This window comes from Pseudomonas allii (assembly GCF_055380095.1).
Genome location: NZ_AP039450.1, coordinates 5,005,047 through 5,030,865 on the forward strand (window position 1 = coordinate 5,005,047; position 25,819 = coordinate 5,030,865).

The 25,819-nt window shown below is 59.5% G+C and carries 27 protein-coding genes, 1 tRNA gene and 1 pseudogene; 20 read left to right on the plus strand and 9 right to left on the minus strand.

What is annotated here, in order from left to right; all coding sequences use genetic code 11:
- Positions 1-172 precede the first annotated feature (172 nt).
- The 3 genes from prpC to ACZ445_RS22780 are packed head-to-tail and all read right to left on the minus strand — an operon-like array spanning position 173 to position 2,945.
- Positions 173-1,300: a bifunctional 2-methylcitrate synthase/citrate synthase gene (gene prpC / locus ACZ445_RS22770; RefSeq protein ID WP_464707610.1), complete on the minus strand. Its 1,128-nt coding sequence runs from the start codon at positions 1,298-1,300 to the stop codon at positions 173-175.
- A gap of 41 nt (positions 1,301-1,341) precedes the next feature.
- The gene (gene prpB, locus ACZ445_RS22775) at positions 1,342-2,235 is read right to left on the minus strand and encodes a methylisocitrate lyase (RefSeq protein WP_071493889.1); all 894 of its coding nucleotides are present in this window, start codon (positions 2,233-2,235) and stop codon (positions 1,342-1,344) included.
- Positions 2,235-2,945, minus strand: coding sequence for a GntR family transcriptional regulator (locus ACZ445_RS22780; RefSeq protein WP_058427390.1), 711 nt, complete (start codon positions 2,943-2,945; stop codon positions 2,235-2,237). The genes prpB and ACZ445_RS22780 overlap by 1 nt, the downstream gene beginning before the upstream one ends.
- A gap of 270 nt (positions 2,946-3,215) precedes the next feature.
- Between ACZ445_RS22780 and rloA the strand changes: the two genes are divergently transcribed.
- The 4 genes from rloA to pabB all read left to right on the plus strand — a co-directional run bounded on the left by rloA (position 3,216) and on the right by pabB (position 7,719).
- Positions 3,216-3,752 (plus strand): retropepsin-like aspartic peptidase RloA, encoded by a 537-nt coding sequence (gene rloA, locus ACZ445_RS22785; RefSeq protein ID WP_058427391.1) that lies wholly within the window; start codon positions 3,216-3,218, stop codon positions 3,750-3,752.
- Positions 3,753-3,757: 5 nt separating this feature from the next.
- Positions 3,758-5,290 carry an osmotic stress tolerance membrane protein RloB gene (gene rloB / locus ACZ445_RS22790; protein ID WP_058427392.1) on the plus strand — a complete coding sequence of 511 codons (1,533 nt, stop codon included), beginning with the start codon at positions 3,758-3,760 and terminating at the stop codon, positions 5,288-5,290.
- Positions 5,290-6,276 (plus strand): alpha-L-glutamate ligase-like protein, encoded by a 987-nt coding sequence (locus ACZ445_RS22795; protein WP_071491420.1) that lies wholly within the window; start codon positions 5,290-5,292, stop codon positions 6,274-6,276. Before rloB ends, ACZ445_RS22795 begins: the two co-directional genes overlap by 1 nt.
- A gap of 99 nt (positions 6,277-6,375) precedes the next feature.
- Positions 6,376-7,719, plus strand: a complete 1,344-nt coding sequence (gene pabB / locus ACZ445_RS22800) for an aminodeoxychorismate synthase component I (RefSeq protein ID WP_464704331.1) — start codon at positions 6,376-6,378, stop codon at positions 7,717-7,719.
- Positions 7,720-7,842: 123 nt separating this feature from the next.
- Here the strand turns inward: pabB and thrH are convergent, their stop codons facing one another.
- Positions 7,843-8,460: a bifunctional phosphoserine phosphatase/homoserine phosphotransferase ThrH gene (thrH, locus tag ACZ445_RS22805; RefSeq protein ID WP_058427395.1), complete on the minus strand. Its 618-nt coding sequence runs from the start codon at positions 8,458-8,460 to the stop codon at positions 7,843-7,845.
- A 152-nt stretch (positions 8,461-8,612) separates the two neighbouring features.
- On the opposite strand from thrH, the gene ACZ445_RS22810 reads away from it, so the two are divergent.
- From ACZ445_RS22810 to ACZ445_RS22825, 4 genes are all read left to right on the plus strand, one after another.
- Entirely contained in the window at positions 8,613-9,347 is a 735-nt protein-coding gene (locus ACZ445_RS22810) for a phosphoadenylyl-sulfate reductase (RefSeq protein ID WP_058427396.1), read from the plus strand.
- A 120-nt stretch (positions 9,348-9,467) separates the two neighbouring features.
- Entirely contained in the window at positions 9,468-10,616 is a 1,149-nt protein-coding gene (locus tag ACZ445_RS22815) for an integrase core domain-containing protein (RefSeq protein WP_464707611.1), read from the plus strand.
- Positions 10,617-11,094: 478 nt separating this feature from the next.
- A complete protein-coding gene (locus tag ACZ445_RS22820) occupies positions 11,095-12,621 on the plus strand; it encodes an NCS1 family nucleobase:cation symporter-1 (protein WP_464704332.1) in 1,527 nt (508 codons plus the stop codon).
- Positions 12,622-12,634: 13 nt separating this feature from the next.
- On the plus strand, positions 12,635-13,351 hold the full coding sequence (locus ACZ445_RS22825; protein ID WP_058427398.1) for an aspartate/glutamate racemase family protein: 717 nt from the start codon (positions 12,635-12,637) through the stop codon (positions 13,349-13,351).
- Here the strand turns inward: ACZ445_RS22825 and ACZ445_RS22830 are convergent.
- Positions 13,332-14,261, minus strand: coding sequence for a LysR family transcriptional regulator (locus tag ACZ445_RS22830; RefSeq protein WP_058427399.1), 930 nt, complete (start codon positions 14,259-14,261; stop codon positions 13,332-13,334). The genes ACZ445_RS22825 and ACZ445_RS22830 overlap by 20 nt on opposite strands.
- Positions 14,262-14,386: 125 nt before the next feature.
- Here ACZ445_RS22830 and ACZ445_RS22835 point away from each other — a divergent pair, with 125 nt between their 5' ends.
- A complete protein-coding gene (locus ACZ445_RS22835) occupies positions 14,387-15,133 on the plus strand; it encodes a 3-oxoacyl-ACP reductase family protein (protein WP_058427505.1) in 747 nt (248 codons plus the stop codon).
- Positions 15,134-15,217: 84 nt separating this feature from the next.
- Here the strand turns inward: ACZ445_RS22835 and ACZ445_RS22840 are convergent, their stop codons facing one another.
- Entirely contained in the window at positions 15,218-15,907 is a 690-nt protein-coding gene (locus ACZ445_RS22840) for an HAD-IA family hydrolase (RefSeq protein WP_179028574.1), read from the minus strand.
- Positions 15,908-16,164: 257 nt separating this feature from the next.
- On the opposite strand from ACZ445_RS22840, the pseudogene ACZ445_RS22845 reads away from it, so the two are divergent.
- Both ACZ445_RS22845 and ACZ445_RS22850 read left to right on the plus strand, forming a co-directional pair.
- A pseudogene (locus tag ACZ445_RS22845) lies at positions 16,165-16,416 on the plus strand (type II toxin-antitoxin system RelE family toxin); the annotation flags it as partial.
- Entirely contained in the window at positions 16,370-16,726 is a 357-nt protein-coding gene (locus ACZ445_RS22850) for a helix-turn-helix domain-containing protein (RefSeq protein WP_058427506.1), read from the plus strand. The pseudogene ACZ445_RS22845 and the gene ACZ445_RS22850, both read left to right, overlap by 47 nt.
- Before the next feature lie 126 nt (positions 16,727-16,852).
- Here ACZ445_RS22850 and ACZ445_RS22855 read toward each other — a convergent pair whose 3' ends face one another.
- Positions 16,853-17,821 (minus strand): NAD(P)H-binding protein, encoded by a 969-nt coding sequence (locus ACZ445_RS22855; protein ID WP_464707613.1) that lies wholly within the window; start codon positions 17,819-17,821, stop codon positions 16,853-16,855.
- Between the two features lie 93 nt (positions 17,822-17,914).
- Between ACZ445_RS22855 and ACZ445_RS22860 the strand changes: the two genes are divergently transcribed.
- From ACZ445_RS22860 to ACZ445_RS22885, 6 genes are all read left to right on the plus strand, one after another.
- Complete coding sequence (locus tag ACZ445_RS22860) at positions 17,915-18,799, plus strand: LysR family transcriptional regulator (protein ID WP_464707614.1); 885 nt, start codon at positions 17,915-17,917, stop codon at positions 18,797-18,799.
- Between the two features lie 54 nt (positions 18,800-18,853).
- Positions 18,854-19,432: a DUF4337 domain-containing protein gene (locus ACZ445_RS22865; protein WP_058427403.1), complete on the plus strand. Its 579-nt coding sequence runs from the start codon at positions 18,854-18,856 to the stop codon at positions 19,430-19,432.
- Between the two features lie 70 nt (positions 19,433-19,502).
- Positions 19,503-20,162, plus strand: a complete 660-nt coding sequence (locus tag ACZ445_RS22870) for a M24 family metallopeptidase (RefSeq protein ID WP_058427404.1) — start codon at positions 19,503-19,505, stop codon at positions 20,160-20,162.
- Positions 20,163-20,171: 9 nt separating this feature from the next.
- Positions 20,172-20,525, plus strand: coding sequence for a gamma-glutamylcyclotransferase family protein (locus tag ACZ445_RS22875; RefSeq protein WP_058427405.1), 354 nt, complete (start codon positions 20,172-20,174; stop codon positions 20,523-20,525).
- A gap of 54 nt (positions 20,526-20,579) precedes the next feature.
- Entirely contained in the window at positions 20,580-21,212 is a 633-nt protein-coding gene (locus ACZ445_RS22880; RefSeq protein ID WP_058427406.1) for a hypothetical protein, read from the plus strand.
- A gap of 335 nt (positions 21,213-21,547) precedes the next feature.
- The gene (locus tag ACZ445_RS22885) at positions 21,548-21,817 is read left to right on the plus strand and encodes a hypothetical protein (protein ID WP_058427407.1); all 270 of its coding nucleotides are present in this window, start codon (positions 21,548-21,550) and stop codon (positions 21,815-21,817) included.
- Between the two features lie 85 nt (positions 21,818-21,902).
- Here the strand turns inward: ACZ445_RS22885 and ACZ445_RS22890 are convergent.
- Positions 21,903-21,992, minus strand: a tRNA-Ser gene (locus ACZ445_RS22890).
- Between the two features lie 320 nt (positions 21,993-22,312).
- On the opposite strand from ACZ445_RS22890, the gene ACZ445_RS22895 reads away from it, so the two are divergent.
- The 3 genes from ACZ445_RS22895 (at position 22,313) to ACZ445_RS22905 (ending at position 25,044) form a co-directional block, all read left to right on the plus strand.
- Positions 22,313-23,005 carry a crotonase/enoyl-CoA hydratase family protein gene (locus tag ACZ445_RS22895; protein WP_015885385.1) on the plus strand — a complete coding sequence of 231 codons (693 nt, stop codon included), beginning with the start codon at positions 22,313-22,315 and terminating at the stop codon, positions 23,003-23,005.
- A gap of 212 nt (positions 23,006-23,217) precedes the next feature.
- Entirely contained in the window at positions 23,218-23,940 is a 723-nt protein-coding gene (locus ACZ445_RS22900) for a lysophospholipid acyltransferase family protein (RefSeq protein WP_179028571.1), read from the plus strand.
- A 132-nt stretch (positions 23,941-24,072) separates the two neighbouring features.
- Entirely contained in the window at positions 24,073-25,044 is a 972-nt protein-coding gene (locus tag ACZ445_RS22905; RefSeq protein ID WP_179028570.1) for a magnesium and cobalt transport protein CorA, read from the plus strand.
- Here the strand turns inward: ACZ445_RS22905 and ACZ445_RS22910 are convergent.
- Entirely contained in the window at positions 25,041-25,766 is a 726-nt protein-coding gene (locus tag ACZ445_RS22910) for an amidotransferase (protein ID WP_464707616.1), read from the minus strand. The two genes, ACZ445_RS22905 and ACZ445_RS22910, sit on opposite strands and share 4 nt — an antisense overlap.
- Positions 25,767-25,819 lie beyond the last annotated feature (53 nt).

Here is a 25,819-nt window from a genome sequence, read left to right on the forward strand (position 1 = left end):
CGGTAGTTACAAAAGGAGTCGACTGGTCCAGCGTTGAAATGCAATTCAAATGTGGGAGGGGGCTTGCCCCCGATGGCAGTGTGTCAATCAACCCATCTGTTACTGATACACCGCTATCGGGGGCAAGCCCCCTCCCACATTTGACCCATTCCAACGCCGGAAGAGCCAGCCTTCAGCGACGTTCGATTGGCACGAACTTGCGCTGCTCTACGCCGGTGTATTCGGCGCTTGGACGGATGATGCGGTTGTTGGCGCGCTGCTCGAACACATGCGCCGCCCAGCCCGTCAGGCGCGAGCACACGAAGATCGGGGTGAACAGCTTGGTCGGAATGCCCATGAAGTGGTACGCCGAGGCATGGTAGAAGTCGGCGTTGGGGAACAGCTTCTTCTGTTCCCACATGGTCTTGTCGATGGCTTCGGAGACCGGGAACAGCACCTTGTCGCCCACCTCGTCCGCAAGTTTTTTGGACCAGCCCTTGATCACTTCATTACGCGGGTCGCTGTCTTTGTAGATCGCGTGGCCGAAGCCCATGATCTTGTCCTTGCGCGCCAGCATGCCGAGGGTGCCTTCGACCGCTTCTTCAGCGGACGAGAAACGTTCGATCATCTCCATCGCCGCTTCGTTGGCGCCGCCGTGCAGCGGGCCTCGCAGCGAGCCGATGGCGGCGGTGACACAGGAATACAGGTCGGAAAGTGTCGACGCACACACACGCGCCGTGAACGTCGAGGCGTTGAATTCGTGCTCGGCGTAGAGGATCAGCGACACGTTCATCACCTTGACGTGCAAGTCGCTGGGCTTCTTGCCGTGCAGCAGGTGCAGGAAGTGGCCGCCGATGCTCGGTTCGTCGGTCACGCAGTCGATGCGCTTGCCATCGTGGCTGAAGCGGTACCAGTAGCACATGATCGCCGGGAAGGCGGCGAGCAGGCGGTCGGTGACGTCGCGCTGCACGCTGAAGTTTTTTTCCGGCTCGATATTGCCGAGGAACGAGCATCCGGTGCGCATCACGTCCATCGGGTGGGCATCGGCGGGGATGCGCTCCAGCACTTCCTTCAGCGCTTGCGGCAGGTCGCGCAGCTTGCCCAGCTTGGCGCTGTAGGCGGCCAGTTCGGCTTGGGTCGGCAACTCGCCGTACAGCAGCAGGTAGGCGACTTCTTCAAACTGCGCATCGGCGGCCAGTTCGCGCACGTCGTAGCCACGATAGGTCAGGCCAGCGCCGGCCTGGCCCACAGTGGACAGTGCGGTCTGCCCGGCTACCTGGCCACGCAGGCCGGCCCCACTCAGTACTTTTGCTTCAGCCATGTCTGTTCTCCAATCTTGAATTTATTCGGGAGTGCGCCGGGTTATTTTTTTGCGGCAAACAGCGCGTCGAGCTTCTGCTCGAAGGTGTGGTAGTCGATGCGATCGTAAAGCTCCATGCGGGTTTGCATGGTGTCGATCACGTTCTGTTGGGTGCCGTCGCGACGGATCGCGGTGTAGACGTTCTCGGCCGCCTTGTTCATGGCGCGGAAGGCCGAGAGCGGGTACAGCACGATGGAAACATCGGCAGATTTCAACTGTTCGGTGGTGTACAGCGGCGTGGCGCCGAATTCGGTGATGTTGGCCAGGATCGGCGCTTTCACACGGGAGGCGAACAGCTTGTACATGTCCAGCTCAGTGATGGCTTCCGGGAAGACCATGTCGGCGCCGGCCTCGATGCAGGCGGCGGCACGTTCCAGCGCGGATTCCAGGCCTTCGACGGCCAGCGCATCGGTACGCGCCATGATCACGAAGCTGTCATCGGTGCGCGCGTCCACGGCGGCCTTGATACGGTCGACCATTTCCTGCTGGGACACGATTTCCTTGTTCGGACGATGACCGCAACGCTTGGCGCCGACCTGGTCTTCGATATGGATGGCGGCCGCGCCGAACTTGATCATCGACTTGACGGTGCGTGCCACGTTGAACGCCGAGGAGCCGAAGCCGGTGTCCACGTCCACCAGCAGCGGCAGGTCGCACACGTCGGTGATGCGGCGTACGTCGGTCAGCACATCGTCCAGGCCAGTGATACCCAGGTCCGGCACACCGAGGGAGCCAGCCGCCACCCCGCCACCCGACAGGTAGATCGCCTTGAACCCGGCGCGCTTGGCCAGCAGTGCGTGGTTGGCGTTGATTGCACCGACCACCTGCAGCGGGTGTTCACTGGCGACCGCGTCACGGAAACGCTGGCCTGGAGTCGTCTTGTTATTGGAACTCATCATTCACCTCGTGATGGGGGAGTGCCGTCCGGGAAGTGACGGGCAATGTTGCGTTTGGATGCGCCGATATGCCGGCGCATCAACAGTTCGGCCAGTTCACCGTCGCGATCGGCAATCGCGTCGAGAATGCGGTGGTGCTCGGCAAAGGCCTGGCGTGGACGATTGGGGGTGGCGGAAAACTGGATGCGGTACATGCGCACCAATTGGTACAGCTCGCCGCAGAGCATCTGGGTCAGGGTGCGGTTACCGGCGCCCTGGATGATTCGGTAGTGGAAGTCGAAGTCGCCCTCCTGCTGGTAATAGCCCAGGCCGGCCTGGAAGGCTTCGTCGCGCTCGTGGGTGTGCAGCACCTGGCGCAGTTCTTCGATTTCCGCGTCGGTCATGCGCTCGGCAGCCAGGCGACAAGCCATGCCTTCGAGGGATTCGCGGATTTCATAGAGCTCGATCAGTTCGTCGTGGCTCAGCGAAACAACCCGCGCGCCAACGTGAGGCACGCGCACCAGCAGGCGCTGGCCTTCCAGGCGGTGGATCGCCTCACGCAGCGGGCCACGGCTGATGCCGTAGGTGCGCGCCAGCTCCGGCTCGGAGATCTTGCTGCCCGGGGCGATCTCGCCCTTGACGATGGCGGCCTGGATACGCCGGAAGACGTTCTCGGACATGGTCTGGGAATCGTCTTGCGCCACCACTGGGGATTCCAGCTGATCCAGCATATTGTCGACACCTTTAAAAGCAATGCCGCAAAAACTAGCCAATCAGCCCAGGATAGTCAAAGAATAAATCCACATTGTCGACAATCATCTAATAACCAGAGTTGCACCCTATCGGGGCATGGCCGCCTGCCAGCGCTGGCGCCAAAAAAGCATCATGTTAGAATGCCCGGCACTTTTGCCTGACATCACTGGATGAAACGGCGTACGAGGGAGTTTGCGCAGCAATGCCAGTCGCCTTGAATTGAACATCGCACTGCCGCCTCGGGATCTATGAGACTCAAACCCTTCCTTCTATTAATGTGCCTGTTGACCGCACCCAGCCTCGGCGCTGCCGCCGAGAAGACCGTGTATGGCCTCAATGAATACGCCCAACTGGCCGGTATTGACCTGGAGGTCGCCGCCAAACTGGATACCGGTGCCAAGACCGCCTCGCTCAGTGCCCGCGATATCAAGCGCTTCAAGCGCAACGGCGAATCCTGGGTGCGCTTCTACCTGGCCATCGACACCGCCCATTCCCATCCCATCGAGCGTCCCCTGGCCCGTGTCAGCAAGATCAAGCGACGTGCCGGTGACTACGACCCCGATGAGGACAAGAACTACACCGCCCGTCCGGTGATTGCCCTGGATATCTGCATGGGCACTGCTTTACGCAGCATCGAAGTGAACTTGACTGACCGCAGCGCATTCCAATACCCGCTGCTGATCGGCTCCGAAGCGCTGAAACGCTTTGATGCGCTGGTCGACCCCAGTCTTAAATACGCAGCAGGCAAACCTGCCTGCGCCGCCGACGCTCATACCGCCGAGTAAACCGAATGCGCTCTCTGACCCTGCACCTGAAGATCCTGATCACCATCCTGGTGGTTTTGGGTATTTCGGTCACCGCTTATCAGATCTTCGTGCTGGGGATCCCCGTCACCGAGGACGCCACCGACGACTTGTGGAACATCGACGCCAAGGTCGAGTTCGTCGCCAACCCGAAAGACCCGGTGAAGATCCAGATGTTCGTGCCGCCGTTGAGCCGCGACTTCGTCAGCCTCAACGAAAGCTTCATCTCGAATAACTATGGGGTGAGCGTCAACCGCATCGACGGCAACCGTAAGGTCACCTGGTCGGCCCGCCGTGCCAAGGGCAACCAGACCCTGTATTACCGCCTGGTGCTGACCAAGCGCTACAGCGGCGAAAAAGTCAAAGTGAAGGGCCCCACGTTCCGCGACAGCATTGCCGTGGAAGGCCCGGAAAAAATCGCCGCCGAAGCCCTGCTGGCACCGATCCGCCAGCACTCGGCCGACGTCGAGACGTTTATCACCGAAGCGATCAAGCGCACCAACAACCTCAACGACGACAACGTGAAGCTGCTGCTGGCGGGCGACCCGTCGACGCCACACAAAGCCAAGATCGTCGAATTGCTGCTGTCCATCGCCCATGTGCCGGTGGAAAAAGTCCACACCATCCGCCTGGTCGCCGACCAGCCGCAAACCCCGGAGCTGTGGCTGCGCAGCTTCAACGGCAATGACTGGTTGTACTTCAACCCGGAAACCGGCGAACAGGGCCTGCCCGCCGACCGCCTGCTGTGGTGGACCGGTGATGAAAACCTGATCACCGTCGACGGCGGCAAAAAGGCCATGGTGACCTTCAGCCTGAACAACAGCGAGATGAACGCGATTCGCCTGGCCAAGCTGACCGACGAGAACACCGACGCCAACTTCCTCGAATACTCGCTGTACGGCCTGCCGCTGCAAACCCAGCAGACCTTCATGATCATGGTGATGATCCCGATCGGCGTGCTGGTGATCCTGATCCTGCGCAACCTGATCGGCCTGCAGACGCTGGGCACGTTCACCCCGGTGCTGATCGCCCTGGCGTTCCGCGAGACGCAGTTGGGCTTCGGGATTGTGCTGTTCACGATTATCACGGCGCTGGGACTCTCGCTCAGGTCGTACCTGGAACACCTCAAATTGCAGATGTTGCCGAGACTTTCGGTGGTGCTGACCTTTGTGGTGGTGCTGATTGCGGCCATCAGCCTGTTCAGCCACAAGCTGGGATTGGAGCGCGGATTGTCGGTGGCGCTGTTCCCGATGGTGATTCTGACCATGACCATCGAACGCCTGTCGATCACCTGGGAAGAACGCGGTGCCAACCATGCGCTGAAAGTAGCGATTGGTACGCTGTTCGCGGCGTCCCTGGCGCACCTGATCATGAGCGTGCCGGAGCTGATCTACTTCGTGTTCACCTTCCCGGCGATCCTGCTGATCTTGGTGGGTTTCATGCTGGCGATGGGTCGTTATCGCGGTTACCGCCTGACCGAGTTGGTGCGTTTCAAGGCCTTCTTGAAGGCTGACCAGTAATGTTCGGCTTCTGGAAGACCTGGAAAGCCCTGGAAGCGCGCGGGATCATGGGCATCAACCGACGTAACGCCGACTACGTGCTCAAGTACAACAAGCGCAGCCTGTACCCGATCGTGGATGACAAGATCATCACCAAGGAACGCGCGCTGGCGGCCGGCATCCATGTGCCGGAAATGTACGGGGTGATCAGCACCGAGAAGGAAATCGACAAGCTCGACGAGATCATCGGCGGGCGCAGCGACTTCGTGATCAAGCCGGCCCAGGGTGCCGGCGGTGACGGCATCCTGGTGGTGGCGGACCGGTTCGAAGGGCGCTACCGCACGGTGTCGGGCAAGATCATCAGCCATGAAGAGATTGAGCATCAGATTTCCAGCATCCTCACCGGCCTGTACTCCCTGGGCGGCCACCGTGATCGTGCGTTGATCGAGTACCGGGTGGTGCCCGACCAGATCTTCAAGAGCATCAGTTATGAAGGCGTGCCGGACATCCGCATCATCGTGCTGATGGGCTACCCGGTGATGGCCATGCTGCGCTTGCCGACCCGCCAGTCGGGCGGCAAGGCCAACCTGCATCAGGGTGCAATTGGCGTCGGCGTGGACCTCGCCACCGGCCTGACCCTGCGCGGCACCTGGCTGAACAACATCATTACCAAACACCCCGACACCACCAATGCGGTGGATGGCGTGCAGCTGCCCAACTGGGACGGTTTCATGAAGCTCGCCGCCGGCTGCTATGAGCTGTGCGGGCTGGGCTATATCGGCGTGGACATGGTGCTGGACCAGGAAAAAGGCCCGTTGATCCTGGAACTGAATGCGCGGCCTGGGCTGAATATCCAGATTGCCAATGACTGCGGCCTGACCCTGCGCACCCATGCGGTGGAAGCACGGTTGGAAGCGCTGAACGCCGCTGGCGTGACAGAAACCCCGGAAGAACGGGTGAAGTTCGTGCAGGAAATGTTTGGACATATTCCCCCCGTCGAAGGCTGATCAGGTCTTCAATCTGTCTATCCCCGACATCCCCCCTAGGAGCAAATCCTACGGGGGACTACAATCCCCTCCCCCGCGCCAATGGCTGATCCACCCCGCATGTTGACCTGCTCCGTACACCCGCTGCCCTACCGGGCCAACCCCGCCGAGTATTTCGCGGCGATTCGCCATGCGCCTGGCGCAGTGCTGCTGGACAGCGGCCGACCGGCAGCCGAGCGCGGACGGTATGACCTGTTGAGCGCGTGGCCACAAACGACATTGACGGTATCGCACGACGAAAGCGGCAGTGATTTCCTGCAACGCTTGCGTGCAAATCTTACGCAGTTGGGCGAGGCGGATCTGCCTGCTGGTTATGAGCTGCCGTTTGCCGGTGGGTTGATCGGTTACCTGAGCTATGACTTTGGCCGACACCTGGAGCACATGCCGCACCTCGCCGTGGATGACCTGCACCTGCCGGATGCGCGCTTCGGGCTGTATGCCTGGGCGTTGATCAGTGATCATCAGGCGCAGACCAGCCAGCTCGTGTTTCATCCGACACTGGCCGATAGCGAGCAGCAGCGCTTGATCACGCTGTTCGGCCAGCCGATAGCCGACAACACGGCAACCTTCAAGCTGAACGGCTCCATGGCGCCGGACCTCACCGCCAAGGCTTACCGCCAGGCCATTGCGCGCATCCAGGATTACATCCAGGCCGGCGACTGTTACCAGGTCAACTTCGCCCAGCGTTTCCGAGCGCCATGCAGCGGTGATCCATGGATCGCTTACTGCGCCCTGCGCGAAGCCTGCCCGACGCCGTTCTCCGGCTTTCAAAGCCTGCCGGACGAGGGTGCGGTGCTGAGCCTGTCGCCAGAGCGCTTCGTGCACATCAGCAAACGCCAGGTCGAAACCCGCCCCATCAAAGGCACCCGCCCACGCGGCCTGACGCCTGAGGAAGACGCGGCCAACGCCGCCGAACTGCTGGCCAGCCCCAAGGACCGCGCCGAAAACCTGATGATTGTCGACCTGCTGCGCAACGACCTCGGTCGCACCTGCCGCACCGGCTCGGTCAGCGTGCCGGAGCTGTTCAGCCTGGAAAGCTACCCCAACGTGCACCACTTGGTGAGCAGCGTCGTCGGCGAGCTGGCCGACGGCAAGGACGCGCTCGACCTGATCGCCGGCAGCTTCCCCGGTGGCTCCATCACCGGCGCGCCGAAGATCCGCGCGATGCAGATCATCGACGAGCTGGAGCCGACTCGCCGTGGGTTGTACTGCGGCTCGCTGGTGTATCTGGATGTGCGCGGCGAAATGGACAGTTCCATCGCCATTCGCAGTTTGCTGGTGAAGGATGGCCAGGTTTGTTGCTGGGGCGGCGGCGGGATTGTCGCGGACTCGGAATGGGAGGCGGAGTACCAGGAGTCGCTGACGAAGGTGCGGGTGTTGTTGGAGACACTGGACGGTTTGTAGTGACTGGGCTGGCCTCTTCGCGGGCAAGCCCGCTCCCACATTTGACTGCATTCTCATGATGGAACTCGGTCAAGTGTGGGAGCTGGCTTGCCTGCGAAGAGGCCATCAGCCGCGCTGAAAGCCTTACAGGCTCAACGACCGATTCGAGGCCTTGATGAATTCCTTCTTCAAATCCTCAAAGGTATGCACCGCCGGGAATTGCGGGAATTCGCGGATCACGTTTTCCGGCGCATGGAACAAAATCCCACGGTCGGCTTCGCCCAGCATGGTGGTGTCGTTGTAGGAGTCGCCGGCGGCGATCACGCGGTAGTAGAGGGTCTTGAAGGCCAATACCGACTGGCGCTTAGGGTCTTTCTGGCGCAGTTGGTAACTGACCACGCGATCGGTTTCGTCGGTGATCAGGCGGTGGCACAGCAGGGTCGGGAAACCCAGCTGGCGCATCAGCGGTTGGGAGAACTCGTAGAAAGTATCGGAGAGGATCACCACCTGGAAGCGCTCGCGCAGCCAGTTGACGAACTCGATGGCGCCATCCAGCGGCTTGAGGGTGGCGATCACTGCCTGGATGTCGGCGAGCTTGAGCCCGTGCTCGTCAAGAATGCGCAGGCGCTGCTTCATCAGTACGTCGTAGTCGGGAATGTCACGGGTAGTGGCGCGCAGGGATTCAATACCGGTTTTTTCGGCAAAGGCGATCCAGATTTCCGGAACCAGGACCCCTTCCAGGTCGAGACAGGCAATTTCCACAAGACACTCCCCTATAGATGTTGTTGGTTGAGCGAGCAAAAGCACTGCCGAACTCTAGCCATTCACGCTCGCCGCCGCAACGCAGGGCGGATTTTGATACCATCGCTCCCCTATAGAGCGCTCAGCGCCACTGACCTGTAGGAACCGTCCTGATGAACCAAGCCTTCGACGTCGCTGAACTCGCCGCGACTTATGCCAATAAATCCGCCCAGGACATTCTCAAGCTGGCGTTCAGCCAGTTCGGTGATGACCTGTGGATTTCCTTCAGCGGCGCCGAGGACGTGGTGCTGGTGGACATGGCCTGGAAGCTGAACAAAAACGTCAAGGTGTTCAGCCTCGACACCGGCCGCCTGCACCCGGAGACCTATCGGTTTATCGAGCAGGTGCGCGATTTCTACAAGATCGACATCGAGCTGATCTCGCCAGACCAGAGCAAGCTGGAGCCCTTCGTCAAAGAGAAAGGCCTGTTCAGCTTTTACAAGGATGGCCACGGCGAATGCTGCGGCGTGCGCAAGATCGAACCGCTGCGCCGTAAACTCGCCGGCGTCACAGCCTGGGCCACCGGCCAGCGCCGCGACCAGAGCCCAGGCACCCGCAGCCAGGTGGCGGCGCTGGAAATCGACACGGCCTTCTCGACACCGGAACGCACCCTGTACAAGTTCAACCCGCTGGCACAGATGACTAGTGAGGAAGTCTGGGGTTACATCCGCATGCTGGAGCTGCCTTACAACAGCCTGCATGAGCGCGGCTTCATCAGCATCGGCTGCGAGCCCTGCACCCGCCCGGTGCTGCCGAACCAGCATGAGCGTGAAGGTCGCTGGTGGTGGGAAGAAGCCACGCAGAAGGAATGCGGGCTGCATGCCGGGAATATCATCAGCAAGGCCTGAAGTTGCGCTGTAAAAAATGTGGGAGGGGGCTTGCCCCGGTACAAACCGGGGACATCGTTTACATTTCTAACCGGGGACATGGTTTACAGGTTAATACGCATGATCAGGAGGTAACTGATCATGCCCTGGAACCAAGAGTCCCCCATGAACCAACGAATCAAGCTGGTTGCTGACTGGCTTTCGGGTAACTTCACGAAAAGCCAACTGGCCCGCCGCTTCGGTGTCAGTCGACCTACCGTAGACAAATGGATTGCTCGGCATAACGGCGATTTGAAGTCGTTAGCCGAGGTTTCTCGTCGACCCCACAACAGCCCCAACAAGACCGACGATAAGATCCTCGCTCGCGTAGTGGCCATGAAGGAAGCCCACGATAAATGGGGGCCAAAGAAGCTCATTGAGCTATTGCGAATTGAAGATCCCTCTATCGATTGGCCGTCTCCCAGTACAGCCGGCCAATGGCTTGACCGACTTGGGCTGGTCAGAAAACGGCGGTTCAAGCGTCGGCACGGTACCTCGCATATTGAAATGCGAGAGGCCAATGACCCCAACAAAACCTGGTGCGTGGACTACAAAGGGCAATTCAAGATGCTCAACGCCCAGATGTGCTTCCCGCTGACGGTTACAGACCATGCATCCCGTTTGATTCTGGCTTGCAGGGCTCATCCTAAAATCATGACCCAGCCTGTAAAACAAACCTTTGAGCGGCTTTTTCAGGATTACGGCATGCCGGAAGTCATTCGTTCTGACAACGGAGTCCCTTTCGCCTCTCCTGGCCTGGCGAGGATATCCACACTGGCCGTCTGGTGGATCCGTTTAGGTATCTATCCCGAGCGAACCATGCCGGGAAGACCTGCCCAGAATGGTCGACACGAACGAATGCATCGCAGCCTGAAACTTGAGCTACCGCTAGGGAGCAACTTGGTGGAGCAGCAGCTTTTGCTGGAGCACTTCCGGCATGAGTTCAATTACGTACGCCCTCATGAAGCGCTTGGTATGAAACGTCCGGGAGATGTGTACGTGCCGTCTACTCGGCTTTACCCAGGGTGCTTGCCCGATGTGGAGTATCCGGCAGAAATGCGGGTGCGAAGCGTCAGGCAGGATGGATCGATCAAGTGGAACGGCAAGTTGGTATTTGTCAGCGAGGCCCTATCCGGAGAAAGGATAGGGCTTAAAGAAGCTGAGGATGATGCCTGGGATTTGTACCTGTGTGATTATCCCTTGGGGAGGCTTGGACGAGGTATGACCCGCGTCCAAGCCTCAAATGTGTAAACGATGTCCCCGGTTTCAGATGTAAACGATGTCTACGGTTCTACACCCCGATAGCGGTGGGTCAGCCAGATCAATGGTGACTGGCAGTCCGCAATCGGGGGCAAGCCCCCTCCCACATTTGATTTGTGTTGGCCACTGAACGTGTACACACACATGTAACTATCGGTGCCATTTATGTGTGCAATCCATCTTGTGGCGCACCATTACGTAACACCTCTCCCCACCTGTCTTTTGTCTTTGCAAATCGCCCGGTTCCCACCAAAAAATAAATAACTGTTCAAACGGTCAATTTATATCGCTTTAAATTCAGCTAGTTATTTCATGAACCTAAAAAAACGAAATTACCCAAGGTTTTCATAGATAAAAAACTGGCACGCAAGTGGCTTAAGGTGAAATACGCTTTGTATACAATAAATACAAAACCTACATACACTTTGCCATCTGCGGCCTGGCTGCCGATGCGCTGGAGCCTGCCGGAATGCGTACAAGCCTCTCGAATAACATCGCACTGGATCTGCCCTCCTCCCTGAAGCCCGAAGCCATCGAGCCCGGCCCTCTGGTGCTGAGCCCACGCCTGCACAACAAGGACCTGGCGCCCACCAAGGTTGAAGGCCGGCGCTGGGGTCGCTATAGCATCTTTGCGCTGTGGACCAATGACGTACACAACATCGCCAACTACTCGTTTGCCATTGGCTTGTATGCACTGGGCCTGGGCGGCTGGCAGATTCTGTTGTCCCTCGGTATCGGTGCGGCACTGGTGTATTTCTTCATGAACCTGTCGGGCTACATGGGGCAAAAGACCGGTGTGCCGTTTCCCGTGATCAGCCGTATCAGCTTCGGCATTCATGGCGCGCAGATTCCGGCGTTGATCCGCGCGGTGATTGCGATTGCCTGGTTCGGCATCCAGACCTACCTGGCGTCGGTGGTTTTCCGCGTGTTGCTGACGGCGATTCATCCGGGCTTTGCCGAATACGACCACAACTCGATCCTGGGCCTGTCGTCCCTCGGCTGGGTGTGTTTCGTGGCGATCTGGCTGGTGCAACTGGTGATCCTGGCCTACGGCATGGAAATGGTACGCCGCTACGAAGGCTTCGCCGGGCCGGTAATTTTGCTCACCGTGGCGTCGTTGGCCGGTTGGATGTATTTCCAAACGGGCGGCAACATCGCCTGGTCGATCCGCGAGCCGCTGAGCGGCGGCGAGATGTGGCGCAATATCTTTGCTGGTGGCGCGCTGTGGCTGGCGATCTACGGCACGCTGATCCTCAATTTCTGTGACTTCGCCCGCTCCTCGCCCTGCCGCAAGACCATTCAGGTCGGTAACTTCTGGGGCCTGCCGGTGAATATCCTGGTGTTTGCCGCGATCACCGTGCTGCTGTGCGGCGGGCAGTTCCAGCTCAATGGCCGGGTCATCGAAAGCCCGACCGAAATCATCGCCGCCATCCCGAATACCTTCTTCCTGGTGCTGGGTTGCCTGGCATTCCTGATCGTCACCGTGGCGGTGAACATCATGGCCAACTTTGTCGCACCGGCCTTCGTGCTGAGCAACCTGGCGCCCAAGTACCTGAACTTCCGTCGCGCCGGATTGATCAGCGCCACCGTGGCGGTGCTGATCCTGCCGTGGAACCTTTACAACAGCCCCCTGGTGATCGTGTACTTCCTGTCCGGCCTGGGCGCGCTGCTGGGGCCACTGTATGGGGTGATCATGGTGGATTACTGGTTGATCCGTAAAAGCCAGGTGGACGTGCCGCAGTTGTACAGCGAAGACCCGAGCGGCGTTTATTACTACAGCCGTGGAGTCAATTTGCGTGCGGTGGCAGCGTTTATTCCTGCGGCGGTGATCGCCATTCTCCTGGCCTTGTTACCGGGTTTTGCCAACGTGTCACCGTTTTCCTGGATGTTTGGCGCCGGTATTGCAGGGCTGTTGTACTTGCTGATCGCCAAGCGCCAGCCGTTCTACGCCGATGTCAGTGGCGAAAGCATTGCCGTCGATAACGTCAGTCATTAATCAAGGACCTTCCATGCGTATCCTCGTGGTCAACGTCAACACCACCGAATCCATTACCGAAACCATCGCCCAGCAGGCGCGCGCCGTGGCTGCGCCGGGCACAGAGATTGTCGGGCTCACGCCGTACTTCGGCGCCGAATCGGTGGAGGGCAACTTTGAAAGCTATCTGGCGGCCATCGCGGTGATGGACCGGGTGATGGCCTACGACCAGCCGTTCGATGCGGTGATCCAGGCTGGCTATGGCGAGCATGGTCGTGAAGGTTTACAGGAATTGCTCAACGTGCCGGTGGTGGACATCACCGAAGCCGCCGCCAGCACCGCGATGTTCCTCGGCCACGCCTATTCGGTGGTGACCACCCTGGACCGCACGGTGCCGCTGATCGAAGACCGCCTGAAACTCGCCGGCCTGTACCAGCGCTGCGCCTCGGTACGCGCCAGTGGCATGGCGGTGCTGGAGCTGGAAGAAAGCCCGCTGGCGGCGATGGAAGCCATCGTGCGCCAGGCCGAGCTGGCCATCAGCGAAGACAAGGCCGAGGTGATCTGCCTGGGTTGTGGCGGCATGGCCGGACTGGATGAGCAGATTCGCCAGCGCACCGGTGTGCCGGTGGTGGATGGGGTGACGGCGGCCGTGACCATTGCCGAATCGCTGGTGCGGTTGGGACTGTCGACGTCGAAGATCAGGACTTATGCGACGCCGAGGGCGAAAAAAGTCATCGGTTGGCCGCGCTGAAGCGTTGGTTCAACTGCTGCTCGGCAAACTGCTCAATGATGAAATCCACAAACGCGCGAGTCTTGCCGGGCAGCAGTTTGTGTTCGGCGTAGTAAATGGAGATGTTGCCATCGTCGACGTACCAGTCGGGCAGCACCCGCACCACCGCACCGCTGTCCAGGAATGGCACGGCCATGGGCATGCTGACCAAGGCGATGCCCAGGCCTTGGGCGCTGGCGCAGCAGGCGGCTTCGGAGTCGCTCATGGTCATGCTCGGCTTGAGTACCAGAGGGCGGTGTTCACGCTCGATACTGGTCAATTGCCAGGACCGTATACGACCGGTCTGCGGTGAACGGATGAGGATCCCGTGGCAACGCGCCAAATCTTCGGGCACCCGCACCGAAGGACGCTGCGCCAGGTAGTCCGGGGACGCCACCAGCACTCGATGGGCCGGCGTCAACTTGCGCGCCACCACCCCCTGAGGCAGCTCGAAGCCACCACCAATGGCGGCATCGAAGCCCTGGCCGATCAGGTCGACCTGGCGGTTATCGAAATGCCAGTCCGGGCTGATGTCCGGGAAGCGACGCATAAACGCGCCCAACAGTGGCATCACGTAGCGATTGCCAAATACTGTGCCCATGCTCACTTTCAAGGTGCCCACCGGCCGCCCTTCGGCGCTGGCCAGGTTGGCCACGGCGTTCTGGATGGTGGTGAGGCTGCCGCTGACCTCTTCTAGGAACAGTTTGCCGGCTTCAGTGAGGGTGAGGCGCCGAGTGCTGCGCTGGAACAGGCGTACGCCCAGGCGCGCCTCAAGCTTGGCGACACTTTTGCCCACCGCCGCCGGTGTCAGGCTCAGGTGCCGCGCCGCTTCGGCAAAGCTGCCACCTTCGGCGCTGCGCACGAAACATTCGATACTGCCAAAGCTTTCCATATCGCCCACTATAAACTTTTGGTTTACACAGACTATAGCAATCCTGGTCTACCGGGAGGGGCTGGCGAGGTCGATACTCGGTTCCAACAACAAGGCATCCCGCCTTGAACAGCTTGGAGATCGACATGACCACACAAAACCTCAGCGGCAAAGTCGCCTTGATTCAAGGCGGTTCTCGCGGCATCGGCGCCGCCATCGTCAAACGTCTTGCCGCACAGGGCGCAGCCGTTGCCTTTACCTACGTCAGCTCGGCCGCCAAGGCCGAAGAACTGCAGAACAGCGTGATCAGCGAAGGCGGCAAAGCCCTGGCGATCCACGCCGACAGCGCCGATGCCGATGCGATACGCAATGCGGTCAACGCCACCGTCGAAGCCTTTGGGCGACTGGACATCCTGGTGAACAACGCCGGCGTACTGGCCATTGCGCCGCTGGAGGATTTCAAGCTGGAAGACTTTGACCAGACCCTGGCGATCAACGTGCGCAGCGTGTTTATCGCAACCCAGGAAGCGGCCAAGCATATGGGTGAAGGCGGCCGCGTGATCAATATCGGCAGCACCAACGCCGAGCGCATGCCGTTTGGTGGCGGTGGCCCGTATGCGATGAGCAAGGCGGCGCTGGTGGGGTTGACCAAAGGCTTGGCGCGGGATCTGGGGCCACGTGGGATCACCATCAATAACGTGCAGCCTGGGCCGGTGGATACCGATATGAACCCGGCCAACAGTGATTTTGCCGAGAGTTTGATTGGGTTGATGGCGGTGGGACGGTATGGGCATGTGGAAGAGATTGCCAGTTTTGTGGCTTACCTCGCCGGGCCGGAAGCGGGCTACATCACCGGTGCAAGTCTGACCATCGATGGTGGCTTCAGCGCCTAGGATTTGCGGAACACCGCAAATCAAATGTGGGAGGGGCAAGTCGAATCGTCGCACCGCCCCTCCCACATTTTTAACCGTGATCAATCAGGCTCGAGGTGGCAGGCCGTAGGCCGCCAGGTCAAAGTCCGCGAGCTTGCGGATGATCTGGTCGGCGTGGTGATACTTGCTGTCGGCCATGGCTTCGTCCGGCACGGCGATGGCGGTCATGTGGGCAGCTTTGGCAGCAGTGACGCCGAAGGGTGAGTCTTCGAACACCAGGCAATCCTCCGGTGCTACGCCCAAGCGGCGGGCGGCGGTGAGGAAGATGTCCGGCGCAGGTTTGGCGGCGCCGACTTCCGGGTCGTCAGCGGTGACGATGGTGTCGAACAGGCCAAACCATTCGCGGTGCAAGGTGGTCTTGTGGGCAAACGAATTGCGCGACGAACTGGTGCCCACGGCAATCGGAATATTGTGCGCCTTCAGGTGCCGCACCAGGGCTTCAGCGCCGGGCATGCCCAAGGCCTTGGGGAAACGCTCGCTCATCAGCGGTTCGCGGATCTTCAGGAATTCGGCCGATGTGATCGGCAGGTCCAGCGCCTTCACCACGTAGTCCGCCAGGTCCTGGGCACCTCGCCCGATGATGTGCTGCTTGATGCCCCAGTCGTAGGTGCGGCCGTAGCGTTCAGCGATGATCTGCGTGACTTCGGTGTAGATGCCTTCGGTATCCAGCAACAACCCGTCCATGTCGAAAATCACGGCCTTGATCGGACCGACTGCGGTACGCGGTGCATTCATCGCTACAACCCAAGGGAAAGACTAAAAGGATTCAGCACAATAGCGGGGCGGGTCTCATACAGGCAACCTCCACGACTTTGTATCGACTCGATTCCCCAGTTGATGGCCCTTCACATCAATGCCTCATACCTGGCAACAGTTATACCAGTCGGTGTGAGCGGCGAGCGTCTACGGTTTGTGAGGGCAGCGCGAACAGCCACTGGCCCGCGCCTGAAAATATCGCTTGCTAACCTTATAAAAGACTTATTAACCTTCCAATGAACTCCATCCACTGGACTAGAAAATCCGTAAAGCAACTGCTTCGGTTGCATACGTATCATCAGCAACAGGTACGCGATGCTGTCTCAGCGCTTGAGCGCATGCCCGAGGCAGCCAACGTCAAGGCATTGGTCAATTACCCCCATGGTTATCGCTTGCGCGTGGGTAATTACCGAGTCCTTTTCGATTGGGATCGCGATATCCATGTGGTCAGCATTGAAGAGGTCAAGAAGCGTGACGAGCGAACCTACTGCCGTACAGATCATCCACAATACGGAGGGCAAGCCAGCCTTTGTGGTGATTCCCTATGAACATTATCTGGCCCGGCAGAATGATCCAAATCTGATTCCCCATGCGGTGGTAAGCCGCCTGGTGGATGGGGCAACCCCTATCCGTGCATGGCGCGAACACCTGAACCTGACCCAGGAAGAAGTTGCCAAACGCCTGGGCATTTCCCAATCCGCATTTGCCCAACAAGAGTCGGTGAACAAACCTCGCCGTGCAACGCGGGATAAAATTGCAAAGGCCTTTGGCATCAACGCCAGTCAACTGGAGCTATAAAGCGTAACTCTGGAAAATCCGCGCCTTCAGCCCCCCCATTGAAGCCCTTGCTCAAGGCATCCACCTCAATCCGCGCATGGGCCAGTGCTGTAGAGGCAGATGCCACAGACCCCTTCGAGCCACACTTCACACCGCCCGAGACAGGCAACCCATGCCGGCCAGGGTCGTCTCCACCGCTTCATCCAGCGGCGTGCAAGGTTCAGCGCCCAATACCGCAACCAGCCGCGTGTTATCAAGCAGCACAGGGGTTTGCCACAGGTAACGCATCTCCAGCATTTCATGGAAGGTGACGATAAAAGGCGAAGCTATTTTCAGCAGCCACCAAGGGAACATCCTGACGACAGGCTGTTGCCCCGTCCTACGCAGCACCACGCGCTGGATCGCCCGGCTCACCTGTGTGCCATCCGCGTCCACCTGCCCCGCCATATGAAAACGCGCGAACGCCTCCAGGGTTTCACGGCGCTCCAGCAGTTCAACCATCGTACGCGCCACATTGGGCAGGTACGCCCACTGATGGGCAACACCTGGCGGCCCCGGATAATTGATGCTGCGCACAAGGTTGCCAGGTTTGACCAAGCCCTGGGAAAACCAGCTGTTGGCCGCCTGCGCGCCGAAAAAGTCACCGGTACGCACGATCAGCGCCCGCGCCCCGTTGCCTGAAGCTTCGTATAAACGCTGTTCCAGTTGCACACGGATCGCGCCCTTGCGGGTTTGCGGGTGTTGAGGGGAGTCTTCGTGCAGTATGGGAAATGCGTCCGGCCCAAAGTTGTAGACGGTGCCGGGCAACACAATGGTGGCGCCTTCCGCAATGGCCGCCGCGATGGTGTTGTCGATCATCGGCAGCACCCGCTCGGCCCAGTGCCGATAGCCCGGCGGGTTGACCGCGTGCACGATCACTTCACAGCCTCGGGCTGCAGCAAGTACGTCATCGCGGTTGAGTGCATCACCCTCAAGCCAGTCAAATGCGGCGTTCTGGCCACGGGCCTTGTCGGCATCACGGGTCAACGCGCGCACCTGCCAGCCCGTCGCCAGCTGCTGCCGTGCAACTTCGCCACCAATGCCACCGGTTGCACCCAACACCAATACTGTATTCATCACGCTCTCCCACGCCGGTTGATGGGGATATTTTCTGCGCGGCCAGGCTATAGAGGAATTGTCGAAGACTGTCCAGGCGCTATACATTTATGCATGGCAACGAATATTGGTTGGGAGCTTTACCGGTCATTCCTTGGCGTGTTCCGGGAAGGATCGTTGTCGGGGGCCGCACGGCAACTCGGCATTACACAGCCCACGGTCGGCCGGCACATCGCCGCGCTGGAAACGGCGCTGGGCGTGGTGCTGTTTACCCGTTCACCGAGCGGCTTGTTGCCCACGGCGGTAGCCCGGACCCTGAGCGTCCACGCCGAAACCATGGAGCGCACAGCGGCGGCACTCGAGCGTGCAGCGTCTGCCCAGGGTGATGAAGTGTGCGGTGTGGTGCGCGTGTCCGCCAGTGAAGTGGTCGGCGTGGAAGTGCTGCCGCCGATCCTCACGCAAGTGCGCCGGGCACACCCGCACCTCAAGGTCGAACTGGTGCTGACCAACCGCCTGAGCGACCTGTTGCAACTGGAAGCCGACATCGCCGTGCGCATGGTCCGCCCCAGCCAGGAGCAACTGCTGGCACGACGCATCGGCCTGATCGAAGTAGGCCTGCATGCCCGCGACGATTACCTGCAGCAACACGGCACGCCCCTGTTGATGCAGGACCTGGCCGGCCACTCAGTGATCGGTTTCGACCAGGAAAATGCATTTATCCGCAGCCTGGCCATCAAGGGTTTCGAGCGCAGCGCCTTCGCCCTCAGCAGCGACAGCGATCTGGCACAACTGGCACTGATCCGCGCCGGTGCCGGTATCGGCGGCTGCCAGGTCCAACTGGCCAAGCGCGATCCCTGCCTGCGCCGGGTCCTGCCAGAAGGCTTTGCACTCAAGCTGGACACCTGGGTGATCATGCACGAAGACCTGCGCAACAGCCCGCGCTGCCGCGTGATGTTCGACGCCCTGGTGGAAGGTTTGCAGCGTTACGTACAGGATTGAGACAGCTTCACTGGTGAAGAATCAGACTCCCTCAGTCCCTTCACAGACGCCCCTATGTCCGAAGCCTTCGAAGTCCCCAGCCCCCACGAAAAACACCTCGAACACACCACCGAACATGCCCACGGCCGTGGTGACACCTTCGCCAGCCGCATCGCCGTGATGACCGCCCTCATGGCCACCCTCGGCGCCATGCTCAGCTACCAGGCCGGCTCCACCGAAAGCGAAGCGGCAATGGACAAGAACAACGCCGCCATCTTCAAGACCGAAGCCGCCAACCAGTGGAACTACTACCAGGCCAAATCCAGCCGGCAAAACCTGGCAGAACTGGCCACCCACATCCCCGGTGTGGACGCGGTGCATTACAAGGAAGAGATCGAGCGCTACAAAAGTCAGAAGGAAGACGTGCGCAAACAGGCCGAAAAGCTTGAGGCCACCTCAAAGGAATGGGATGAAAAGTCGGAACAGGCGCTGCACCAGCACCATCGCTGGGCCCAAGCGATGACCGCGATTCAGATCGCGATTTCGTTGGCGGCGATCACCTTGTTGACCAGGCGGGAATGGTTGAAGCGCCTGTCGTATACGGCAGGCGGCGTGGCCGTGATATTGGGGAGCCTGGCCTGGCTGCATTTATAAAAAATCCCCTTGGGCGCCAGAGCCTTACCGCTATATAGTAAACGGCATAACGAAACCCAAGGAGATACCGGTGTCCGCACAACCCAAGGAAGCTGTGGGCGCCGCCTACAGCATCGACGCCATGCGCTACGCCCAAGGCATGACCTGGCAAGCCATCGAATACCTCGCCCAACGCATCCGCCCCGGCATGCTCGAATCCGAAGCCCGCGAGCTGGGCAAACAGGTCCTCGCCGACCTCGACATGCAACGCATCTGGCACCCGCTGCTGGTGCGCTTCGGCGCCAACACCCTCAAGACCTTCAAACAACGCTCCGACGGCGACCCGGTGCTGGGCGACAACGACATCTTCTTCATCGACATGGGCGCCGTCTGGCAAGGCCACGAAGGTGACGCCGGCGCCACCTTCGCCATCGGCAACGACCCGGACATGCACGCCTGCGCCAGCGCCGCCAAAGCACTGTTCGACCGCGTGCAAGCCCGCTGGAAAAACGACCAGGTCGTCGGCCAGGAGCTTTACCGCTACGCCGAAGCACAAGCCCTGGCCATGGGCTGGCAACTGAACCTCGACATCAAGGGCCACCGGGTCAGCGACTTCCCCCACGCCATCCACCGCGGGGGCGACCTGGGTGACTTCGAGCACTACCCGAACGCCGGCCTGTGGATCCTGGAAATCCAGATTGCCCATCCGAGCAAACCCTACGGGGCTTTCTACGAAGACCTCCTCGCTTAAGGAACGCAAATGAACCGCGCCACCGAACACCTCGTGCTGTTATTTTCCTACGGCACGCTGCAGGACAAATCCGTACAACTGGCCAACTTCGGCCGTGAGCTGACCGGCCAGCAGGATGCGATGCTGGGCTATTCACAGAGCTGGGTGGAGATCACCGACCTGGATGTGCTGGCGAGTAGTGGCAAGACGCATCATCCGATTGTGGCGCCGAGCGCTGAGGCAGGCGCCAGGATTGAGGGGATGGTGTTTCAGATTACGGAGCAAGAATTGGCGGCGGCGGATGCGTATGAAGTGGCGGACTACAAGCGGGTGGAGGTGGGGTTGGCTTCGGGGTTGAGGGCTTGGGTGTACGTACAAGCCTGAAGCGCGGAGTGGTAGTCTTGCCACCTCGAAAACGTCGACTACAGGGAAGTACTGATGCGGATTCTGTTTTTAGCGCTGGGCTGTTTATTGATCACCGCCTGCGCAAGCAACCCGACAACACTATTTGAAGAACAAGTCAAAAACAGCACCACGCCGTTAGCACGAACTCCCTCCGAGGCCATGCACAACACGCAAGCGGTGCCCATGCCGATCGACCCGGGATGGCGGCCACCCCAGTGGAAAATCACCGCCGCAGAACCGCGCATCCTGATCAACGGGGTACCGTCGAACTACCGATTGTTCAGCGTCGTCTTGATAAAGGGCAAACCCTTCCATATCGACGTTAACTCCTGGTGCGTCAACTCGTGCCTGGGGTTTAGCAAATTCGCCCTGAACCCTTATTTGATCTTGATGGATGCCCAAGGCAATGTGCAGGCTGAAGGCTTTGGCAAAGCGACGGGCATCGTGGGGGTCATCAGCCAAGTCTTGAAGGGCACGGTGAAAAGCAGCGGGACTTACTACCTTATCGTCGCAGCCGATAACCGCGCGCCAGGGGAAACCATTGTTATCGACAATGTTCTGCTGATGGGTGCAGCAGCGAGCCCGATAGCGCCACTGCGGATTGGGATGGGGAGTTATCCGTTCGGGTCAGTGGGGCCCTTGCTGAATACGGAAGAGGTGCCTTGAGACTGTAGGCCTGCTAATTGATTTGGGCCGTTTCCTACGACCTATTCAGAAGCGCCACGCTCCCAATCCAAATTCACTCTGCCTATAGTCCAGCGGTCGCTCATATGGCGACCGAGTTTGGCGACTCGACTACAAGATGGCAGAAGCCTCCCGGCAGATTTGCGGGATGCCCCTGCACGCAATAAGCTGCTCCATGGTAGCTGTGCGTGGGAGACCTTCGGGTCTGCCGGTCTTTGTCCGTTCTTGTTCCGGTTCGCCAACCTGCGTACAGCTGCCACCTTTTGTTTGGCGACAAATGCGTGGCTAACTCCTCTCTAAATGAACGGACTTAGCGCATGAACCAATACATAGCCCTCACCAGCAACGACAGCACCACGCCTGCCCTTTTCGTCGACACAACCGTCCCGCTGGAAATCCTCCTCGACGCCGCGACCTATCGACTTCGCGCCGTGACGCAGGTGCTTGAGAACCTTGCACTACGTGGTGAAATTAGCAGTGATGCGGTGGTACTCAGCGACTTTGCCTTGCTTTGCTCGATCCCGCTGCGCGACGGGTGCGATTTGCTGGATGTCATAGGGCGACGCATGGATATGCCAAGCGCTTGATTCGATAAAGGTAAGATTTACGAACCCCAGAAACTACAATGCCCCTGGTTTCTCTCGAAACCAGGGGCATTGTTTACATCGAATTTGGCGGTGAAGGAGAGATTCGAACTCTCGATACAATTTCTTGTATACACACTTTCCAGGCGTGCTCCTTAAGCCACTCGGACACTTCACCGTATCTCGTCAAACCAGTTCAGTCTGTCGAGGCGCGCTAATGTAGTCGAAAGCCTTTCTGATGGCAAAGGTTTTTTTCAGAATATTCATGCGCTTAGCCGGTTATGCCGCTCACCGCCCGGCAACGGGCGGTGATTGTGCCATTCTCAGGCATCGGCGGTAGGTGTCTGGGGCGGCGATTGTGCCCTGCCCCAGGCATTCCGATGCGCTGTGCAGGGGAAAACCCTGACTGGCCAGTCAGTCACAGCGCTTTACCGGGGCGGGCGTGGTGGGTAACGTCTGCTGCATTCTTCTATAACAAGTCCTACAAGGAACCGCGTCATGAGTGAGTTGATTGCCTACCACCTCGAAGACGGTATCGCGACCCTGACCCTGAGCAACGGCAAGGTGAATGCCATTTCTCCGGCGGTGGTCAGTGCCTTTAATGAAGCGCTGGACCAGGCCGAGAAGGACCGGGCGGTGGTGGTGATCACCGGTACGCCGGGGATTTTGTCGGGTGGTTATGATTTGAAGGTGATGACCGCCGGCCCTAAAGAGGCCATCGGCCTGGTGACGTCAGGCTCGACATTAGCGCGTCGCCTGTTGTCGCACCCGTTCCCGGTGATCGTGGCGTGCCCTGGGCACGCGGTGGCCAAGGGCGCCTTTTTGCTGTTGTCGGCGGATTATCGGATTGGCGTGGAAGGCCCGTTCAGCATCGGCCTGAACGAAGTGGCGATTGGCATGACCATGCACCACGCCGGTATCGAGTTGGCGCGGGATCGTCTGCGCAAGTCGGCGTTCCATCGCTCGGTCATCAATGCCGAGATGTTTGACCCGCAGGGCGCGTTGCAAGCCGGCTTCCTCGACAAGGTGGTGGCACCGGAAGAGCTGCACGCGGCGGCGCTGGAAGCGGCGCGTCAGTTGAAGAAGCTCAACATGAACGCCCACAAGCACACCAAGTTGAAAGTCCGTAAAGAACTGTTGGAAGCCTTGGATGACGCCATCATCCAGGACCAGGGGCATATTCTGAGTTAAGCCCTACGCCTGATACACCGAAGCCCGACCTTGCGTCGGGCTTTTTCTTACAAAAAATTCCGAATCTTCTTTAGCCGCTCTAGCTTGCGCGTATCGGCAGATGTTGAAACATGTTCTAAAACATCGGCTATCTCCTACCTCTACCGGGGTAATTGCCGAATACAGTGCACAACCGTACACTGCGCCACCTTTTGTCCCGGTGGGCCGTGTCGATGCTTTTTCTGTTGCGTATGTTGTTGATGGGCCTGCACTTTATGCTCGCCGGCGTGCTCGGCGTGCTGGTCGGTGTGTGCCGGCCATTCAACCCGGACAACAGTCGCCTGTGCGCACGCCTGTATGCGCTGCCGGCCATGTGGATCCTGCGGCTCAACGTGAAGGCCAATGTGGACTCGCTGCGCAACAAACCCGGCACCTGCGTGATCATTGCCAACCACCAGTCCAACTATGACCTGTTTGTGTTCGGCACCGTAGTGCCCTACCGCACGGTGTGCATCGCCAAGAAAAGCCTGAAGTGGGTGCCGCTGTTCGGCCAGTTGTTCTGGCTGGCGGGCAATGTGTTGATTGACCGGGGCAATGCCCACAAGGCACGCCGCGCGATGCTTACCACCACCCACACGTTGCAGCACGAAGACACCTCGATCTGGGTGTTCCCGGAAGGCACGCGCAACCTGGGCCAAGGGTTGCTGCCGTTCAAGAAAGGCGCGTTCCATATGGCGATTGCGGCGGGTGTGCCGATTGTGCAGGTGTGTGTCAGCAATTACGTCACGCATATGCAGCTCAATCGCTGGAGCAGCGGGGATGTGCTCATACGGTCGTTGCCGCCGATTCCTACCGTTGGAATGACTGCGGATGACATCACGGCGTTGATGCAGGCGTGTCATGCGCAGATGGATGAATGCATCGCGCAGATGGACCGCGAGTTGCGGGCTGCCTGAACACCGCTTGGAGGCACTTCGCACCCCAGCGCGAGCAAGCTCGCTCACTACAAAATGCTCGATGCAACGACGGAACGCCATTCAGGCTAAGCTGCCCAACACCTGTCATCCCAATAAGAAGTGATCAGCACCATGGGTAGAGTTGTTGCGGCCGCCGTCTACAGCGCCGGTAAGAAAGTTTCGGATATTACCCTCGATGAAGGCGCGGCCTGGGCCGCCAAACCCGACCACTTTGTATGGATCGGCCTGGAAGAACCCGACGCGCAGGAACTGGCCAACCTGCAACGCCAGTTCAACCTGCATGAATTGGCCATCGAAGACGCCCTGGAAAAACACAGCCGCCCCAAGCTGGAAACCTTCGGCGATGCGCTGTTTATCGTCACCTACTCACCGGTGCGCGAGAACGGCAAGCTGGAGTTTATCGAGACGCATATCTTTGCCGGCAACGGCTACATCATCACCGCCCGCAACGGGCATTCGGCGTCCTACGGCTTTGTGCGCCAGCGCTGTGAGGCGCGGCCGCTTTTGTTGGAGCATGGGGAAGATTTCGTACTCTATGCACTGCTGGATTTCGTCACCGAGAACTACCAGCCGGTGAGCGAAGCGATCCATGCCGAGATCGATGAGCTGGAGCGCAACGTGCTGTGCAGTTCGCTGAGCGAGCGGGATATCCAGAAGATTCACGGCCTGCGTCGCGATGTGTTGCGGCTCAAGCGTTACGTGGCACCGATGGTGGAGATCAGCCAGGAGCTGCAGAAGCTCAGCTTCCCGTTCATCGACAAGAACATGCGCCCGTATTTCCGTGACGTGCAGATTCACGTGACGCGGCAGATGGAAGACCTGACCACCCTGCGCGATATCGCCAGCCAGACCATCGAAATCGGTGTGTTACTGGAGGCTTCGCGCCAGAGCGTGGTGCAGCGCAAGTTCGCCGCGTGGGCGGCGATCCTCGCATTCCCCACCGCAGTGGCGGGGATTTATGGGATGAACTTCCAGAACATGCCCGAACTGCAATGGCACTACGGCTATTTTGCGGTGCTCGGGCTCATTGCGACGGGTTGCACGGGGTTGTGGGCCAGTTTCAAACGGTCGGGTTGGCTTTAAACCTGAGCTTCGGACTTGTGCGCCACAAACCGCATCATCCATTCCGCCACGGTTGCACCGTGGTGGTCGCGCTCAAGGCTGGCTACGCCGTTTGTGTAGACCTTTTCACCCAGGGTTGTCTGAAGAATCTCCAGCAACTCGCGGGAATAATCATGGACAAATTCCGGATGGCCCTGGAAGCACAGCACTTGGTCACCGATGTGGTAGGCCGCGAACGGGCAAAACGCGCTGGACGCAATGACCGTGGCATTCTCCGGCAGCGTGGTCACCTGGTCCTGATGGCTGATCAATAGGATCAGTTCCGGCACTTCGGGGCTCATCCACGGGGCCTTGGCATCGAGCTGGTAGTCGTGGATGCCCATGCCCCAGCCCTGGCCGGCGCGCTCGGTCTTGCCGCCCAGCAGCAGTGCCAGCAATTGATGACCGAAGCAGATACCGAGCAGCTTGTCGCCACGCTCGTAACGGTCGAGCAGGTAGGTCTTGAGGGTCTGGATCCATGGGTCAGTGCCGAAGGAGTCGGCCTTGCTGCCGGTGACCAGGTACGCGTCGAATACTTCGTCGTCGGACGGGTATTCACCTTTCACCACGTTATAGACAACAAACTCAGCGGGAATCGGCTGCTTGGCGAACAGGCGCTTGAACATCTGCCCGTACCCTTGGTATTGATCGATCAAGCCTGGACGCAGGATATCGGTTTCCAGGATACAGACGCGTAGCGACATAAAAAATACCTGACACGGTGATGGGAATATTGCACACCCCAGAGCCTGCCCTG

Bases quoted from the DNA above. Each gene is read 5' to 3' on its own strand.
- prpC (WP_464707610.1), bottom strand. From the start codon at position 1,300: ATGGCTGAAGCAAAAGTACTGAGTGGGGCCGGCCTGCGTGGCCAGGTA.
- prpB (WP_071493889.1), bottom strand. From the start codon at position 2,235: ATGAGTTCCAATAACAAGACGACTCCAGGCCAGCGTTTCCGTGACGCG.
- ACZ445_RS22780 (WP_058427390.1), bottom strand. From the start codon at position 2,945: ATGCTGGATCAGCTGGAATCCCCAGTGGTGGCGCAAGACGATTCCCAG.
- rloA (WP_058427391.1), top strand. From the start codon at position 3,216: ATGAGACTCAAACCCTTCCTTCTATTAATGTGCCTGTTGACCGCACCC.
- rloB (WP_058427392.1), top strand. From the start codon at position 3,758: ATGCGCTCTCTGACCCTGCACCTGAAGATCCTGATCACCATCCTGGTG.
- ACZ445_RS22795 (WP_071491420.1), top strand. From the start codon at position 5,290: ATGTTCGGCTTCTGGAAGACCTGGAAAGCCCTGGAAGCGCGCGGGATC.
- pabB (WP_464704331.1), top strand. From the start codon at position 6,376: ATGTTGACCTGCTCCGTACACCCGCTGCCCTACCGGGCCAACCCCGCC.
- ACZ445_RS22810 (WP_058427396.1), top strand. From the start codon at position 8,613: ATGAACCAAGCCTTCGACGTCGCTGAACTCGCCGCGACTTATGCCAAT.
- ACZ445_RS22815 (WP_464707611.1), top strand. From the start codon at position 9,468: ATGCCCTGGAACCAAGAGTCCCCCATGAACCAACGAATCAAGCTGGTT.
- ACZ445_RS22820 (WP_464704332.1), top strand. From the start codon at position 11,095: ATGCGTACAAGCCTCTCGAATAACATCGCACTGGATCTGCCCTCCTCC.
- ACZ445_RS22825 (WP_058427398.1), top strand. From the start codon at position 12,635: ATGCGTATCCTCGTGGTCAACGTCAACACCACCGAATCCATTACCGAA.
- ACZ445_RS22830 (WP_058427399.1), bottom strand. From the start codon at position 14,261: ATGGAAAGCTTTGGCAGTATCGAATGTTTCGTGCGCAGCGCCGAAGGT.
- ACZ445_RS22835 (WP_058427505.1), top strand. From the start codon at position 14,387: ATGACCACACAAAACCTCAGCGGCAAAGTCGCCTTGATTCAAGGCGGT.
- ACZ445_RS22840 (WP_179028574.1), bottom strand. From the start codon at position 15,907: ATGAATGCACCGCGTACCGCAGTCGGTCCGATCAAGGCCGTGATTTTC.
- ACZ445_RS22850 (WP_058427506.1), top strand. From the start codon at position 16,370: ATGTGGTCAGCATTGAAGAGGTCAAGAAGCGTGACGAGCGAACCTACT.
- ACZ445_RS22855 (WP_464707613.1), bottom strand. From the start codon at position 17,821: ATGAATACAGTATTGGTGTTGGGTGCAACCGGTGGCATTGGTGGCGAA.
- ACZ445_RS22860 (WP_464707614.1), top strand. From the start codon at position 17,915: ATGGCAACGAATATTGGTTGGGAGCTTTACCGGTCATTCCTTGGCGTG.
- ACZ445_RS22865 (WP_058427403.1), top strand. From the start codon at position 18,854: ATGTCCGAAGCCTTCGAAGTCCCCAGCCCCCACGAAAAACACCTCGAA.
- ACZ445_RS22875 (WP_058427405.1), top strand. From the start codon at position 20,172: ATGAACCGCGCCACCGAACACCTCGTGCTGTTATTTTCCTACGGCACG.
- ACZ445_RS22880 (WP_058427406.1), top strand. From the start codon at position 20,580: ATGCGGATTCTGTTTTTAGCGCTGGGCTGTTTATTGATCACCGCCTGC.
- ACZ445_RS22885 (WP_058427407.1), top strand. From the start codon at position 21,548: ATGAACCAATACATAGCCCTCACCAGCAACGACAGCACCACGCCTGCC.
- ACZ445_RS22895 (WP_015885385.1), top strand. From the start codon at position 22,313: ATGAGTGAGTTGATTGCCTACCACCTCGAAGACGGTATCGCGACCCTG.
- ACZ445_RS22900 (WP_179028571.1), top strand. From the start codon at position 23,218: ATGCTTTTTCTGTTGCGTATGTTGTTGATGGGCCTGCACTTTATGCTC.
- ACZ445_RS22905 (WP_179028570.1), top strand. From the start codon at position 24,073: ATGGGTAGAGTTGTTGCGGCCGCCGTCTACAGCGCCGGTAAGAAAGTT.
- ACZ445_RS22910 (WP_464707616.1), bottom strand. From the start codon at position 25,766: ATGTCGCTACGCGTCTGTATCCTGGAAACCGATATCCTGCGTCCAGGC.